This is a genomic window from Polaromonas sp. Polasp52 (genome assembly GCF_059491565.1).
Map to the genome: position 1 here is coordinate 4,041,900 of NZ_CP168513.1, position 14,899 is coordinate 4,056,798.

The following is a 14,899-nucleotide window of genomic DNA, read 5'->3' on the forward strand; positions in this document are numbered from 1 at the left end:
CCTTCCGCGGAGACCCGCCCTTGAAGCACCCTCAAAAACTCCTCCCGATTCCCTTGTTGCTGCTGGGCCTGTTTCCCCTGGCCGCGCAGGCTGACGACCTGGACACGCTGCAGTTCCGGCTGGGGCAAAGCGTGACGCATGACAGCAATGTGTTCCGGCTGCCCGATTCCGCCAACACGCAGGCCGTGCTCGGCAGGCCTGAGCGCGACGACAACGTGGCGGTGACCACGGCGGGCTTCAAGATCAACAAGCCCTACGGGCTGCAGCGTTTCGAGTTCGACGCGAATATCGAGGACCACCGCTACAGCCGTTTTTCCTACCTGGACTTCACGGCGGTCAACTACGCGGCCGCCTGGCGCTGGAGCTTCACGCCGGCCCTGCACGGCAACCTGACCAGCGACAGGCGCGAGTATGTCGACACCTATGCCGACGTGCAGGGCGCGGGGCAGATCAACCGCCGCACCAACCGCTCCACCATATTTGATGCCGAGTACGAACTCGACGGCGCCTGGCGCGTGGTGGGCGGCCTGTTCGAGCGCACCAGCTCCAACAGCCAGCCCAACACCTTCGAGGCCGATTCCAAAATCCACGGTGCCGAGGCCGGCGTGCGTTATGTCTACCCGTCGGGCACCTCCATGGCCTACCGCTTCCGGGAAGGCAAGGGCGAGTACCCGGGCCGCTTCCTGGCGCCGGGGATCGCCGGCAACTTCACCGACCGCGAGCATGAGTTCCGCCTTGACTGGGCACCCAGTGCCAAGACCACGCTGCGCGCCAAGGTCGCGTACCTGGATCGCGAGCACGACGGCGTGGGGGCGCGGGACTTTTCCGGCGTGACCGGCCAGCTTGACGCGGCCTGGGCCATCACGCCCAAGAGCACGCTGGCCGGCGGCCTGGTGCGTGAACTGGCCAGTTACCAGACCAACACATCGAGTTACTACGAAGGCTGGCGCTTCTTTGTCGCACCGACCTGGAAGCCCACCGAAAAAACCGCGGTGCGCCTGCGTTACGACCACGGCGCGCGCGACTTCAAGGGGCCGCTGCCGGGCTTTGCCGCCAGCGGCCGCCGCGACACCACCGACCTGGTGTCCCTGGCCCTCGAATGGCAGGCCATGCGCGCGCTCAAGCTGACGGCGTCGGTGCAAAGCGACAGGCGCAAGTCCAACGAGCCGGGCTTTGACTACAAGAGCAATTCCTTCGGCCTGTCGGCCGACGCGAGCTTTTGAGCAGGCCTTACCTGAATCCCTGCTTTCCCTAAAGGCGACAAGATGAACCTGCTGAATTTGAAACCCATGACCCGATATTTCCTGGCAACGCTTTTGTGCCTGGCCACCGCGCCGCTGTGGGCGCAAACCCCGCCGGCCCAGACGACCGCACAGCCGTCCGCTCCTCCTTCGGTGCAGGCCGCTGCAACGACGGCGCCGGTCGCGCCCGCTTCGGTGGCGGCCACGGCCGCCTTGCCGAGCAGCCAGGACTACCGGCTGGGCGCCGGCGACGCCATCGGCGTGCAGGTCTACCAGAGTCCCGATTTGTCCATCGACGCGCGCGTTTCCGAAAGCGGCGTGATCAGCTACCCGCTGGTGGGCAGCGTGCAGCTCGGCGGGCTGACGATTGCCGAGGCTGAAAAGAAGATCGCCGATGCGCTGCGTAGCGGCGGCTTCGTCAAGGTGCCGCAGGTCAACATCGTGCTGCGCCAGGTGCGCGGCAACCAGGTGGCGGTGCTGGGCCAGGTGAGCCGGCCCGGCCGTTTCCCGCTGGAGACCTTCAACACCCGCGTCAGCGACATGCTGGCCGCCGCCGGCGGCACCACCCCGACCGGCGACGACGAACTGATCGTCACCGGCCAGCGCGACGGCAAGCCGTTTCGCAAGGTGATAGACATCCCGGCGCTGTTCCTCAACGCGAAATCCGACGATGACATCGTGCTGGCGGGCGGGGACACCCTGTACGTCAACAAGGCGCCCATGTTCTACATCTACGGCGAGGCGCAGCGCCCCGGCCCCTACCGCATCGAGCGCGGCATGACGGTCATGCAGGCGCTGGCCCAGGGCGGCGGCCCGACCGTGCGCGGCAGCCAAAACCGCCTGAAGCTGCACCGCCGCGACGCCTCGGGCAAGGTCGTGGAAACCACGCCCAACCTCAACGACCTGGTTCGCCCCGAGGACGTGATCTACGTCCGCGAAAGCCTTTTCTAACAGCCATGACTGGAAAGCCATGACACTCCATCAATTTTTACTGATACTGCGCGCCCGCTACAAGGTGGCGCTGCTGATCATCCTGCTGGCGATCTCCGCGGCGCTGGCGGTCAGCCTGGTGCTGCCGAAAAAATACACGGCGCAGACCGCCGTGCTGGTCGACGTGCGCTCGCCCGACCCGGTGGCCGGGGCCGGCAGCGCGCCCATACAGGGTCTGGTGGCGCCCAGCTACATGGCCACGCAGGTCGACATCATTGGCGGCGACCGCGTGGCCCAGCGCGTGGTGAAGATGCTCAAGCTCGACGAAAACCCGCGCACCAAGGAGCGCTGGATGGAGGCGACGGAAGGCCGCGGCACGCTGGAAGGCTGGCTCGCCGATTCGCTGCAAAAGCGCCTGGACGTGCGGCCCGCGCGCGAAAGCAATGTGATCAACATCACCTACAAAGGCAGCGACGCCGAAGAAGCCGCGAGCGTGGCCAACGCCTTTGCCCAGGCCTACCTGGACATCAACCTGGCGCTGAAGACCGAACCCGCGCGCATTTACGCGGAATGGTTTGACGAGCAGACCAAGGCCTCGCGCGCCAAGCTGGAGGAAGCCCAGGCGCGCCTGTCCGACTACCAGCAGAAAGCCGGCATCGTCAGCAGCGACGAGCGGGTGGACTATGAAACCACCAAGCTGGCGGAGATATCGTCCCAGCTCACCACGGTGCAGGGCGACACCACCGACAGCCAGAGCAAGCGCGGCTCGCGCGGCGACACCGTCGCCGAGGTGATGCAAAGCCCGCTGATCAACGGCCTGAAGGCCGACGTGGCGCGGCAGGAGGCCAAGGTGCAGGAAATCAGCGTGCGCCTGGGCGAGAACCATCCCGAGCGCCAGCGCGCCGAATCCGAGCTGGCCGCCCTCAAGAGCCGGCTGGCCAGCGAGACCGCGCGCATCAATGCCTCCATCGAAACTACCTACCGCGTCGGCAAGGACCGTGAACGCGAACTGCAGGGCGCGGTCAGCGCGCAGAAAGCGCGTGTGCTGGCCCTGAACAAGCAGCGCGACGAACTCAACGTCTACCGCCGCGACGTCGAGTCGGCCCAGCGCGCTTATGAAACCGTGAGCCAGAGCGCTTCGCAGACGCGCCTGCAGAGTTTGACCAACCAGACCAATGTGGTGCGCCTCAACGTCGCGACGGCGCCCGTCAACCCGTCCAGCCCGAGGCTGCTGGTCAACCTGCTGATTGCTGCTTTCGGCGGCACCCTGCTGGGTATCGCCTGCGCCTTGCTGCTGGAGCTCGCCAACCGCCGCGTGCGCTCCGCCGAGGACCTGGTGCAGATGCTGGAGCTGCCGGTGCTGGCCAGCATTTCTTCGAGCACGGGCAACACCCGGCTCAGCGGTCCGCGCCGGCTGGCGCTCGGTTTGGGAGGATGAGCATGAGCATCAACATGAACAGAAACGGCAACCAGGCGGTGGTGCGCCCCGTTCCCCTGACCGTGCCCAGCAAGCCGGCCACCGGCTCGGGCCGGTCCATAGGCGCCATCCTGGTCGATGCCGGGCGGCTCTCGCCGCTGGACGCCGAGCGCATCGTGCATTTCCAGAAGGACCGCGGCGCGCGCTTCGGTGATTCCGGCAAGGCGCTGGGGCTGCTGACCGATGACGATGTGCGCTACGCGCTGTCGGTGCAGTTCGACTATCCCTACCTGGCCCGCGAAAGCAATTTAAGCCGTGAACTGGTGGCGGCCCACCATCCCAACAGCCAGCCGGTAGAGCAGCTGCGGGCGCTGCGCAGCCAGCTGATGCTGCGCTGGTTCGACACCGGCCCGGACCGCCGCGGCCTGGCCATCGTGAGCGCCGGCTCCCGGGAAGGGCGCAGCTATATCTCGGCCAACCTGGCGATTGTGTTTTCGCAACTGGGCCTGCGCACCCTGCTGGTCGATGCCGACATGCGGGCGCCGCGCCAGCACCTGCTGTTCAACCTCGGCAAGGGCGCGGGCCTGTCGGACATGCTGGCCGGCCGTGCCGGGCTGGAGGCCGTGGTCAGCGTCGCGGCGCTGCAGGATCTGTCGGTGCTGCCGGCCGGTGTGATTCCGCCGAATCCGCAGGAGCTGCTGGGCCGGCAGGAGTTTTCCAGGCTGCTGCAGGCGCTGGGCCAGGACTTCGACATCATCATCATCGACACGCCCCCCGCCAGCGAATGCGCCGACGCCCATACGGTGGCGGTGCGCGCGGGCGCCGCATTGGTGGTGGCGCGGCAGAACACCAGCTCGCTGCCGCAGATGACGCGCTTCACGCACAGCCTGCGTGAATTCGGCGTGGCCCTGGTGGGCTCGGTGCTTAACGATGCTTGAGGCGATGCGTAAGGTGGCCGCCCGAGAGGCGGTGCAGCACGGCCAGCACCGCCGCACCCAGCAATCCGCCCGCCGCATCGGCGGCCAGGTCGGCCCAGCTCGCGGAGCGGCCCGGCAAGTACATCTGGTGCACCTCGTCCATGCCGCCGACCAGCAGTGCGCCCGCGAGGCAACAGATGGCCATGTGCCAGCCGCGCATGCCGCCGGCCAGGCCCGCGGCCATGCCGACCACGGCAAAAGTCAGCAAATGCGCCAGCTTGTCCCAGGGCGCGGGAAACAAGCCCACGGCCACCGGCTGGGCGCCGCCCACATAGAGCACCGCGGCACTCATGGCGAGCGCCAGCGTCGCGGCGATGCGGATGCCGCGCTGGAAATTCTCAAGGGACATTGCTTTGGCCATGGGCCCGATTTTCTCATGCCGCAGTCCCGAAAGCGGGGAAACCCATGCTGAATCCCTCCACCGGCAATCCCGCCGACTGGCGCCTGCGCTGGGCGCTGCTGCTGGCGAAAATCGAGCGCGTGCAAAGCCCGGACCAAGGCCAGGCCTTGCTGTCCGAGCTGAGCCAGCCCCGCGTGCCAACGGTGCTGGCTTTCGCGAATGCGCACGCGATGAATTCCATGGCGGTGTCGACGCCGTTTTTTGAGGCCATGCGCTCGGCCGACAGGGTGCTCAGGGACGGCTCGGGCATGGCGACGCTGTTCAAGCTGCTGCGCATGGAGCCCGGCCTCAACCTCAACGGCACCGACCTGATCCCCCGGCTGGTGCGCGCTTTTGACGGCCGCGGCATCGCGCTTTTCGGCACGCGCGAGCCCTGGCTCGAAAAAGCCGCGCAGCGCGTGCGCGAGGAGCTCGCGCCGCACAGCACGCTCACACGCGCCAACGGCTTTCTCGACGCGGGCACCTATTGCCTGCTGGCGGCCACGCACCGGCCGGCGCTGATCGTGCTGGGCATGGGCATGCCGCGGCAGGAAGAGGTCGCGGCCCAGCTGCGCCAGGTGCTGGACTTTCCCTGTCTCATCGTCTGCGGCGGCGCCATCATCGATTTCCTGGGCGGCAAGACACCGCGCGCGCCGCTGTGGATGCGCAAGGCCGGGGTGGAATGGCTGTATCGCCTGGCGCTGGAGCCGCGCCGGCTGTTCCAGCGTTATGTGATCGGCAACCCGCTGTTTCTCACGCGGGCGTTGCGGCTGGCTTCTCTCAACCGGCGTTGATGCCGGTGTCGGCGGCGGTTGCCGCCGAATGGCTGGCCTGCGCCGCAGGAGTGTCTTCCTCGCAGTAGCGGTTCTGCACATCGGGCGTGCAGTCGCGCCTGACGATCTGCCCCGGGTTGCCCAGCACCACGCAATAAGGCGGCACGTCCTCGAAGACGTAGGCGCCGCCGGCAATGCGGCTGCCCTTGCCTACGGTGACGCCGCCCACGATGATGGCATGCGGCCCTATCCAGACCTCGTCCTCTATCACCGGGTACAGCGTGTGCCGGCGGCCCTGCGCGTCGATATGGTCGCGCTGGCCCAGCGTGACGCCGTGGAACAGCGTGACGTTGCGGCCTATGCGCGCCCCGGCGTTGACGACGATGCCGCGCCCATGCGTGAGCGCCAGCCCCGGTGCGATCTGCGTGCGCCAGGGGATCTCCATGCCGGCCAGCTGGCTCACCAGCCGGTAGAGCAGGCGCGCGGGCCACACGGCCAGCCCGCGCCAAGGGGGCGCAAGCTTGTCGGCGGCCTGGCACAGGCGCAGGCACACGAGCACACGAAACGCCGGGTCCGGCAGCGCGCCTTTGAGCGCGAGGCGGGGGGCGGTGTACCCAAACTTTCGGTGGGTGTCGGCTTTCAGGGCGTGCATATGATTTTGTCCAGGGTGGCTTGGCCGGCGCCGGCGGGCGCCGTAAACCATGCGGCCGAATCGCGCAGCCCGTCGGCATAAGGTGTCCACTGCACACCGAGCCGGTGGCTGGCCGCCTGGGTGTCCAGGTGTATTTGCTGCGACCACAGGCCCAGCAGGCCGGGCGGCAGGGCATCGGGCAGCTTTATGCCGGGGCTGCCCAGCAGTTTCAGCGCCCGCTCGGCGGCCTTGAGCGGCGGGCCGCAAAGCCAGGCGTCCAGCTGGAGCCGGCGGCTGCCCAGGCGGCGCACGGGTGTGGCCTGGATCGCCAGGGCCAGGTCCACAAAATAATCGTTCCAGCGCGGGCTGTCGGGCGCCGCCAGGTTGAACACCGGTATCTTGCCCTGGGCCGCGGGCAGCCGCAGCGCCAGCAGCAGGGCCTGGCAGACATCGTCGACATGGACCAGGTTGGCCCATCCGTCGCCCGCGATGCCCAGGTCGCCCAGGCGCCCGGCCTGCAGCCAGCGGCCTATGCGGCCGACCCACAGCTGGCTGCCGGGGCCGTAAACGCAGCCGGGCCGCAGCATCACGGCCTCGCCGCCGTGCCGCACAAAGTCGTGCATGGCGGCCTCGGCCTCGCATTTGGCCTGGCCGTACCAGCCCAGAGTCGGATCCAGCGGCGCGTCTTCGCGCACAAGGCCCTCGGCGGGGCCGTAGACCGACATGGTGCTCAGGTGCACGATGCGCGGGCAGTCGGCCTGCAGCGCGGCCTGCACCAGAGCGCGCGCGCCGTCGGCAATCGAGGCCGCATCGCCTGCCACGCAGTTGACCACGGCATCAAAGCCTTTCAAGGCCTGGACCAGCTGGCGCGGGTCGCGGCTGTCGAGTTCCAGCCAGCTCGCGGTGTTTTTCATGCGCCTGGATGCGCCCGTGGCCGCGGCCCAGTGAGTGGCCTGCAGCATCTCGAGCAGGCGCGCGCCTATGTGGCCGGAAGCGCCCAGTACCAGCACTTTCATGCGGCCTCCTTCATTTGCAGGGGAGAGCGCTCGGCGCGCAGCTGCCGCGACAGGAAGTCGCCCAGCCGCAGCGACAGCGCGATCAGCGTCAGCGTCGGGTTGGCCTGGCTGGAGGTCGGGAACACCGCGCTGCCGGCGACAAACAGGTTGCGCACCGAATGCACGCGGCAGTCGGCGTCGACCACGCTGCTGCGCGGGTCCGTGCCCATGCGCGCCGTGCCGATGTGGTGGCCGCCGTAGGCGCCGAAACGCATCAGGTCCTCTTCCAGGGTGTGGGGCTTGTAGTCGAAGCGGGCCTTGCCGCTGCGCGCGAACTCCTCGGCCATCACGTCCAGGCTGGCGCCCAGGGAGTCGATGTCGGCGCGGCTGTAGCGCCAGTCGACCTTCAGGCGCGGCATGCCCAGCGCATCGACGCCGCTGGCCAGCGTGATCCGGCTGTGGGCCTGGGGGATCTGTTCGCCATGCACTTCCAGGCTGAAGCGGTTGCTGCGGTTGCGCAGGATCACCGAGGGGAATTTGCGCTCGGCCAGGGTGCGCTTCATCAACCAGTGCGACAGGAAGGCTGTGGTGTCCAGCGGGTCGGCCATGACGTTGAGCAGGTGGCGCGCGTAGACACCGGCCGTCGGCGGCGCGCCGTCTTTCAGGCGCTTGCTGTATTCGTAGCTGATCAGCTTGCGCGCCAGGAACAGCCCCGACAGCACGCCGCTGCGGTGCGCCGGGTCGGTGATGCGCGGAAAGTGCAGGCGCGCCACCGCATTGGCCAGGCCCAGGCGCCGCTGCTCGCCGGCGGCGACCGAGAGGCGACGCCGGCAGTAAATGCCTTCGGGCGAGATTTCATAGCCGTGGCGCACGTCGCTGGTGGGGCCGTGCACCGTCAGCGTGCCGACATTGCCGGCGATGTGGCACATGTAATAGCGCCCCACCACGTCATGCGCATTGCCCACGCCTTGCGGCGCCACGTCGCGCGAGGCCAGCAGCAGGCGCGCGGTTTCCAGCCCGCCCGCGGCCAGCACCGTGTTTTTCGCGGCGACGGTGAACTGTGTGCCGGCCAGCGTGCGTACCTCGAGCTCGCGCAATGCCTGGCCGTCGGCCTGCAGCCGCAATGCGGTGCAATTGGCGCCCAGCAGCACCTCGAGTGTGGGCGCCAGCGCCAGCCGCCTGGCATAGCGGCTGCCGAAGTGTGTGGGGCAGGAAAAACGCTCCAGCCCGTTGCTCAGCACGCGCTCACTGTCGAAGCCGGCAATCAGCGGGCCGGTCCCCGGCTCCAAGGCCTGGGCCGCGTCATAGAGAAAGCGCCCGGCCTCGGCCAGTGCGTTGGCGCGCGGGTACCAGGGCAGCAGGTCTTCATACGAGATCGGCCAGCCGCTGTGCGGGATGTGGGCGCGGGTTTCAAAGTCGATCGGGTCGAAAGGCATGCAGCGCCCGCCCCAGATCGCCGAGGAGCCGCCCAGCCGCCGCTGCCGGTATTTGCCGGGCGGGCTGTGCAGCTGTTCGTCGGCCACTTCGCCTTCATAGAGGTCTTGCGTGGGCGCATGCGCCTGCAGCCGGCCGGACTCCAGCAGCAGCACGGCATGCCCCTGGTCGCTCAGCGAAAGCGCCAGCGCGATGCCGGCCGGGCCGCCGCCGACCACGCAGACATCGGCCTCCAGCCGGCTGCCGTTGGGAATGCTGTCGGCGTCCCGGATCATGCTTTGCCGTCCTGTGAAACCGCGGCGGCGCGCAGCGGCCGGCCGGCCACGCCGAAATCGCGCTGGTGGATATGCGCCACGCTGCTGAAAAAATGCGCGATGGAAAACTGCTGTTCATAAAGCGCCCGGCCGTTTCGCTCCAGCGCCGCGCGCAATTCGCCGTCCCGCAGCACATGCTGCAGGCCGGCCGCGATGCCGGCCACATCGCCGGGCTGTACAAATGAGGCATTGACGCCGTCGCTGAGCACCGAGGGTATTTCACCGACGGGGCTGCACACCACCGCGACGCCGTTGGCCAGCGCTTCCAGGATCACCAGCGGCAGGCCTTCGTCGTAAGAGGGCAGGACCAGCACGTCGGTGCGCGCCATCATCCTGGCTGCCTGTTGCTGGTCCGACCACCCGGCAAAACGTACAAAGCCGTTGATGCCCAGCTCCCTGGATTTGGTTTCGTAGCCGTGCACGTCGCCGCCGCCGGCCAGGGTCACCTCGAGGCGGGCCGTGTCAAAGCCGGGCAGGGCCAGCGCCTGCATCAGGTCGGACACGCCCTTGCGCTCCGACAGGTTCCCCAGGAAGAGCACGCGCTGCGTGGCGCTTTCGCTGGCGGCGCGGCGCGCATGGGTGGGTTCGGGCACGCCGTTGATGACGATGTCCACGCGGTCCGGCGCCACGCCCAGCTCTTCGATGACAAAGCGCCGCGCGGTCGAGCCCAGCACCACAACGCTGGCCGGCAGCGAGAACACCCAGCGCGTCAGCGCCCGCAGCGGGCGCGGCAGCGAATGGTAGAAATGGTGCAGTTGCGCGGCGTGCAGGTGCAGCACCACCGGCACGCCCAGGGCGCGGCAGGCGGCGATGACGGCGCCCTTGCGGAACAGGCTTAAACGCTCGGCCATGTTGACATGCACGCCGGCCAGCCGGCCGCTGAAGCGGCCGCGCGCGATGCGCGCCAGCGCGGTGGCCAGCACCCAGAAGGAGTACAAGGCGTTGGCGCCGCCGCGCGTGTCCAGCGGCCGGAGTTCGGCCGCGTCGGCCGAGGCGATGGCGGCCGAGGAAGCCTGGGCCTGTATCAGGTAATCGGCCACCTTGAACATGCCGCCGCCCAGCGGCGTCCAGGGACAGGCGATGTAGATGTAGCGGCCTTCGCGTTCGCGTATGGCGCTGCGCGGCAGCGATTCACTTCGCATGGGAGGGTTACTTTCCGGGAGTTTGGTAAGAGAGCTTGGGCGCGCCGAACAGGGCGCGCTTGAAGAAGGAGGTCATGGGCCGTTCCAGCCAGACGTAGGAGAGGCAGCCCGCCACCACCACGGCCAGGCCCACGGCCAGCACGACGGCCAGGCTGTCCTGCACGCCCAGGCGCTTGAGGGCCTGCACGCCGGCCGGCACCACAAAGGTGTGCGACAGGTAAATCGAATACGAGGCATCACCCAGGAAGGACAGGCGCGAAGCCAGCGGCGCGCGCACCGTCCAGGGTTCCAGCCAGACGGCGCCCAGCACGATGAGTGCGGCGCCGCAGCCCCAGGTGGCGAAGCGGTCGGCCGAGTGGCCCCAGTCGGGCGCGAACATGTACAGCGCGCCCGCCGCCATCACCACCAGGCCGGCTATCGGCCCCGGGCGCCGGAAATGCAAATAGGCGTGGGCGATGCAGACGCCGAGGATGAACTCGAACACCAGGGTCTGCGCATAAAAATTGAGCGCCACCGAGTCCGGCAGCAGGTAGCCCGCTGCGAACACCAGCCCAAAGGCCGCCAGGCAAAAGCGTATGCGCGGCGCACCCAGGGCAATGGCCACGGCGAACACCGCATAAAACAGCATTTCAAAATTCAGCGTCCAGCCGACCGGCAGTGTGGGCTGCACCAGGCCCCAGGGGCTCATGGTGGGGATGAACAGCAGTGAGGCCGCGAGGTGGCCGGGCTCCACCGAGGAACGCGCGGCCAACGCCGGCATGGCCAGCAGCAGGGCCACCTTGAGCAGGGTGTAAAACCAGTAGAGCGGCGCGATCCGGATGAGGCGCCTGCGCATGAACACCCAGGCCGCACTGATACGTGCGGGCCCGTCCGACGGCAGCGAAGCGGTCGACATGGCCATCACGAAGCCGCTGATCACAAAAAAGATGTCCACCCCGGCGGAGCCGGCCTCCCAGTAGTGGCGCGGCCCGGTGCCGCTGATGTGCATGGAAATCGCCTGGGTGATGTGCATCACCACGACCAGCATGGCCGCGGCAAAGCGCAGCACCTGCACGCCGGTGAATTGCCGTGTCTCGCCCTTCAAGGGATGGCCTCCTGCGCCGGTTCCTTGAGCACGCGGCTGGCGATGGCCTCGCGCGCGGGGCGCTGGGGCCGCAGCAGGCCGCGCAGCAGGCCGGCGGCGTTAAAGCACCAGGACACCACGGCATATATCGCCTTGGTGGCCGAACGCTTGCGCCAGGTCATCAGCAGCACGGGCGCGCTGGCAATGGCGCAGAACAATGCCAGGCGCACGCTGGCCGGCAGCGGCCACAGCGGGGTGCTGGCCAGCACCGCCCACCAGCCCAGCACCGCGAGGTAGAGGCGCAGCTCGCGCAGGCCCTGCAGCGCCAGCGGCAGGCGCGGCTGGCCGGCCGCGGCACGCACCAGCTCGCCCAGCCCGCAGATGTAGCGCGTACGCCAGCGCCGCACCAGCAGGCGGTAGGGCGGCGCATCGTGGCCCCAATGGTTGGCCGCGTCGACCGGCAGGCGCCACAGGCGCCAACCCAGCGCGCGCAGCCGTATCGCCAGGTCGAACTCTTCATAGCTGTGCAGGTTGCGGTCGGAAAAATAGCCGGCCGCCTCGATGCCGCTGCGCCGGTACAGCCCGCCGCCGTCCAGCCTGTCCACCGGGCCGGGCTGCAGGTGCGGCGACGCGCGCTCGCCGCGCGCCATGTACTCAAGGCTCTCGGTGTTCTGCTCCACCACGCGGCCGCCCACGCCGGCCACGTCGGCATGCGCATCCAGGAAGGCCAGGGCCTGCTCGAGAAAGCCTTCGCGCATCTGCATGTCGCCGTCCAGGATGTAGACGAACTCGCCGCGCGAATGCTGGTAGCCCAGCTGCGGCCCCGCGCCGCAGCAGCGCTCCTCGGGGTTGGCCAGCTGGACGATGCGTATCGGGTAGGCGCTGGCCAGCTCCACCGTGCGGTCGCTGGAGTACGAGTCCGCGAGGATCACCTCGCCGCCCACAGCCGCGACCGCGCGCAGCGCGCTTTCCACGGTCGCCTCTATGCGCTGCTCCTCATTGAGCGCCTTGATGATCACGGAGACACGGCAGGGGCGCGCAGCGGGTGGGGGCGGCGGCGCCGGCCGCGGCGCTTCGGGCGTCTTGCCAAACGGTATCGGGTTCATGGTTTATCCCGCCTCCATGGGGCTGGCCGCGTGCACGGTGCGGCGCACACGCCAGCGCTGCCAGTTCCTGACCAGCGGGCCCGGCATGAAAAGCGCCATGGCGGCCGTCAGCCACCAGCGTTTTCCGCCGGCCGCGCGGCGCGCCTTCAGCAGCCAGGCCCAGCCTTCGCGGCGGCTGCCGGCGGCCAGGGCCTGGCGCGCCAGCGTGAGCTGGTACTGGGCCACCAGCCACAGCGCGGACCCGCGCCGCGCGGGCGGCATGGCGCCGGCCAGCGCGCGCTGCTCCATGCGCTGCAGGAAGGGCGGCATGGCCAGCGGCGCATGGCCGCTGCTGAGGCTGCCTTCGACGGCCAGCCGGTAGGCCATCAGCGGCGCGTGGACCAGCGCGACCGGCGCCTGCTCGGCCAGGCGGAACCACAGGTCCAGGTCCTCGCCATGCGACTCGCCGGGCGGAAAGCAGGGCTGCATGCGCAGCAGCCGCGCGCGCCGCACCGAGACGGCGCTGGTGCACAGCGTGGGCGAGGCCATCCAGCGCCGCGGCAGGTCGGTGATCCGCTCGATGACGGGCGCGCGCGGCATCTCGGGCCAGCGCGGCGGCCACATGTCCAGGGTGTCGGGCACCGGCAGGTAGTCGCTGGCCACGGTGTCGGCGCCGGGGCAGCGCGCCTGCACCCATGCCAGTGTCTCGAGGTAGTCCGGGTGGTGCCAGTCGTCGGCATCGAGAAAGGCCACCCATTCGCCGCGCGCCAGCGCGATGCCGTGGTTGCGCGCCGCCGAGACGCCGGCATTGGCCTGGCGCACCAGGCGCACGCGCGGGTCGGTGATAAAGCTCACGAGCTCGGCGCCGCCGTCGGTGGAGCCGTCGTCGACCACGATGGCTTCAAAGTCGGTGAAGGTCTGCGCCAGCACCGATGCGAGGGTGCCGCTGATATAGGGCGCCTTGTTGTAAAGCGGAATGACGATGGAAAATTTCATGGTGTCAGGGATGGAGCCGCGCGGCGGCCAGGGGATTTTTGGGGTCTCTGGGGTTTCTGCGGTCCCGGGCAAAGGTCGGCTCGACGCGGGGCATGGCCGTCGGCGCCTTGGCCAGGCTGCGTTTGCGTTCGCGGGCCTCGCGCCCGGCGGCGGCCAGCGCCATCAGCAGCAGCACGTGGGCGATGAGTTCGGGGCCGTAGCCGAAAAGCAGCAGCGGTACTTCGCTGATGGCGCGCAGCGCCAGCGCCACGAACAAGGCCAGCGTGAGGCCGCCGCTGGCGCGGGCATAACGCAGCGACAGCACCAGCAGCACCAGTGCGTACAGCAGCAGCGCCGCCGCGCCCACGCTTCCCGAGCGCGACAGCGTGTCCATGAACTGGTTGTGCGCGTGGGTCGCGTTGGGCATGCCTATGGCTTCGCGAAAGCTCGCGTCCCACAGGGTCGGCCCATAGCCGAACACCGGGTTGCGCTGCCATTCGTCATAGGCAATGGCCCAGATCTGGTCGCGCCCCGTCATGGATGCCAGCTGCGCGCCCTGGGCGCTGTCGAAGAAGCTGCTCAGGCGCGCGTCGACCTCGCCGAACATCAGCAGGGCGGCCAGGCCCACGACGGCGGCCATAAAGGCCAGCAGCGCGACGATGCCGAACTCGGGCCGTACCGGGTCGCCCACGCGGCGCATGAAGCGCGGCCCCTGGCGCACGGCCAGGATGCAGGCCGAGCACAGCACAAACGAAATCCACGCCGTCTTGGACTGCGCGAGAAAGAGCACGCCCAGGCCCATGGTCCAGGCCGCGCGATTGAGCCAGGCGCGCTGCAAGGGGCGCGCGAGCAGGCACAAGAGGCCCAGCTGCGCCAGCATGCCCAGCGACACGGCGTGCGGTGCCAGGCCCGCCAGCCGCGGCACGCCGGGCAGCAGGCCCTGGGTGTAGGAAGCGTCCAGCACCAGGCTGGGCTTGAAGGGCAGCAGCAGCAGGCCGGCGGTGATGAAGAGCAGCAGGGCATTGCGCGCCGCGCCGAAGGCCAGGTCGCGTTCGGTGGCGGTGGCCAGCACTGCCGCGAAGCCTATGACCAGCGGGTACACATAGTCGTGCGACAGCTGCGGGTGCGCGCCCAGCAGGGCCGGCGCGGCCACGGTACAGAGCCAGAAGGTCAGGAAGGCCACCGGCAGCGCGGCAGGTGCCTGCGCGGATTTGTCGCGGCGTATCCAGTGTGTGATCAGGCGTTCGCCGGCCAGCGTGAGCAGCAGCAGTGAGGCCAGGGGCTGCATCAGCGAGACCAGCGGATGGCGCACCACCACGACGACTTCGTCGAACTTCATGTTGCTGCTGGAAAGGTCGCGGCCCGAGACCAGGTTGGCCAGGGCCACCATCAGCAGGATGGCGTAGAAGATGAGGTGCATGTAGCCGTGCGCGCGGCGCGAGGTCACGTGGACCGCGCCCGCCATGCCCAGCGCCGCCGTGAGCGCCGCCAGGATGGCGCCGGCGACGAGGACTGCAATGACGACGGGTTGGTCCATGTGAGG

At 68.9% G+C, this 14,899-nt stretch carries 14 protein-coding genes; 5 read left to right on the forward strand and 9 right to left on the reverse strand.

Annotated elements, in window-relative coordinates; all coding sequences use genetic code 11:
• The first annotated feature begins 20 nt into the window (after positions 1-20).
• From epsL to epsG, 4 genes are all read left to right on the forward strand, one after another.
• Complete coding sequence (epsL, locus tag ACEN9P_RS18960) at positions 21-1,223, forward strand: XrtB/PEP-CTERM-associated polysaccharide biosynthesis outer membrane protein EpsL (protein ID WP_477660880.1); 1,203 nt, start codon at positions 21-23, stop codon at positions 1,221-1,223.
• A 66-nt stretch (positions 1,224-1,289) separates the two neighbouring features.
• Positions 1,290-2,192 carry a polysaccharide export protein EpsE gene (gene epsE / locus ACEN9P_RS18965; RefSeq protein ID WP_495620141.1) on the forward strand — a complete coding sequence of 301 codons (903 nt, stop codon included), beginning with the start codon at positions 1,290-1,292 and terminating at the stop codon, positions 2,190-2,192.
• Between the two features lie 19 nt (positions 2,193-2,211).
• Positions 2,212-3,609, forward strand: coding sequence for a chain length determinant protein EpsF (epsF, locus tag ACEN9P_RS18970; protein WP_495620142.1), 1,398 nt, complete (start codon positions 2,212-2,214; stop codon positions 3,607-3,609).
• 2 nt (positions 3,610-3,611) lie between these two features.
• Positions 3,612-4,526, forward strand: a complete 915-nt coding sequence (epsG, locus tag ACEN9P_RS18975) for a chain length determinant protein tyrosine kinase EpsG (protein WP_477660883.1) — start codon at positions 3,612-3,614, stop codon at positions 4,524-4,526.
• Here epsG and ACEN9P_RS18980 read toward each other — a convergent pair.
• Positions 4,513-4,926, reverse strand: coding sequence for a VanZ family protein (locus tag ACEN9P_RS18980; protein WP_495620143.1), 414 nt, complete (start codon positions 4,924-4,926; stop codon positions 4,513-4,515). The genes epsG and ACEN9P_RS18980 overlap by 14 nt on opposite strands.
• Before the next feature lie 44 nt (positions 4,927-4,970).
• Here ACEN9P_RS18980 and ACEN9P_RS18985 point away from each other — a divergent pair, with 44 nt between their 5' ends.
• Positions 4,971-5,738: a WecB/TagA/CpsF family glycosyltransferase gene (locus ACEN9P_RS18985; RefSeq protein ID WP_477660885.1), complete on the forward strand. Its 768-nt coding sequence runs from the start codon at positions 4,971-4,973 to the stop codon at positions 5,736-5,738.
• Here the strand turns inward: ACEN9P_RS18985 and ACEN9P_RS18990 are convergent.
• From ACEN9P_RS18990 to ACEN9P_RS19025, 8 genes are read right to left on the reverse strand one after another with little or no spacing between them, the layout of a single operon-like run.
• Positions 5,725-6,369 carry a serine O-acetyltransferase gene (locus tag ACEN9P_RS18990; protein WP_477660886.1) on the reverse strand — a complete coding sequence of 215 codons (645 nt, stop codon included), beginning with the start codon at positions 6,367-6,369 and terminating at the stop codon, positions 5,725-5,727. The genes ACEN9P_RS18985 and ACEN9P_RS18990 overlap by 14 nt on opposite strands.
• Entirely contained in the window at positions 6,357-7,364 is a 1,008-nt protein-coding gene (locus ACEN9P_RS18995) for an NAD-dependent epimerase/dehydratase family protein (protein ID WP_477660887.1), read from the reverse strand. The genes ACEN9P_RS18990 and ACEN9P_RS18995 overlap by 13 nt, the downstream gene beginning before the upstream one ends.
• On the reverse strand, positions 7,361-9,052 hold the full coding sequence (locus ACEN9P_RS19000) for an FAD-dependent oxidoreductase (protein WP_477660888.1): 1,692 nt from the start codon (positions 9,050-9,052) through the stop codon (positions 7,361-7,363). Before ACEN9P_RS19000 ends, ACEN9P_RS18995 begins: the two co-directional genes overlap by 4 nt.
• On the reverse strand, positions 9,049-10,233 hold the full coding sequence (locus ACEN9P_RS19005) for a glycosyltransferase family 4 protein (RefSeq protein WP_495620144.1): 1,185 nt from the start codon (positions 10,231-10,233) through the stop codon (positions 9,049-9,051). Before ACEN9P_RS19005 ends, ACEN9P_RS19000 begins: the two co-directional genes overlap by 4 nt.
• A gap of 7 nt (positions 10,234-10,240) precedes the next feature.
• A complete protein-coding gene (locus tag ACEN9P_RS19010; protein WP_495620145.1) occupies positions 10,241-11,317 on the reverse strand; it encodes an acyltransferase family protein in 1,077 nt (358 codons plus the stop codon).
• Positions 11,314-12,402 (reverse strand): glycosyltransferase family 2 protein, encoded by a 1,089-nt coding sequence (locus ACEN9P_RS19015; RefSeq protein WP_495620146.1) that lies wholly within the window; start codon positions 12,400-12,402, stop codon positions 11,314-11,316. Before ACEN9P_RS19015 ends, ACEN9P_RS19010 begins: the two co-directional genes overlap by 4 nt.
• Positions 12,403-12,405: 3 nt before the next feature.
• Entirely contained in the window at positions 12,406-13,377 is a 972-nt protein-coding gene (locus tag ACEN9P_RS19020; protein ID WP_495620147.1) for a glycosyltransferase family 2 protein, read from the reverse strand.
• Between the two features lie 4 nt (positions 13,378-13,381).
• A complete protein-coding gene (locus ACEN9P_RS19025) occupies positions 13,382-14,893 on the reverse strand; it encodes an O-antigen ligase family protein (RefSeq protein WP_495620148.1) in 1,512 nt (503 codons plus the stop codon).
• Positions 14,894-14,899 lie beyond the last annotated feature (6 nt).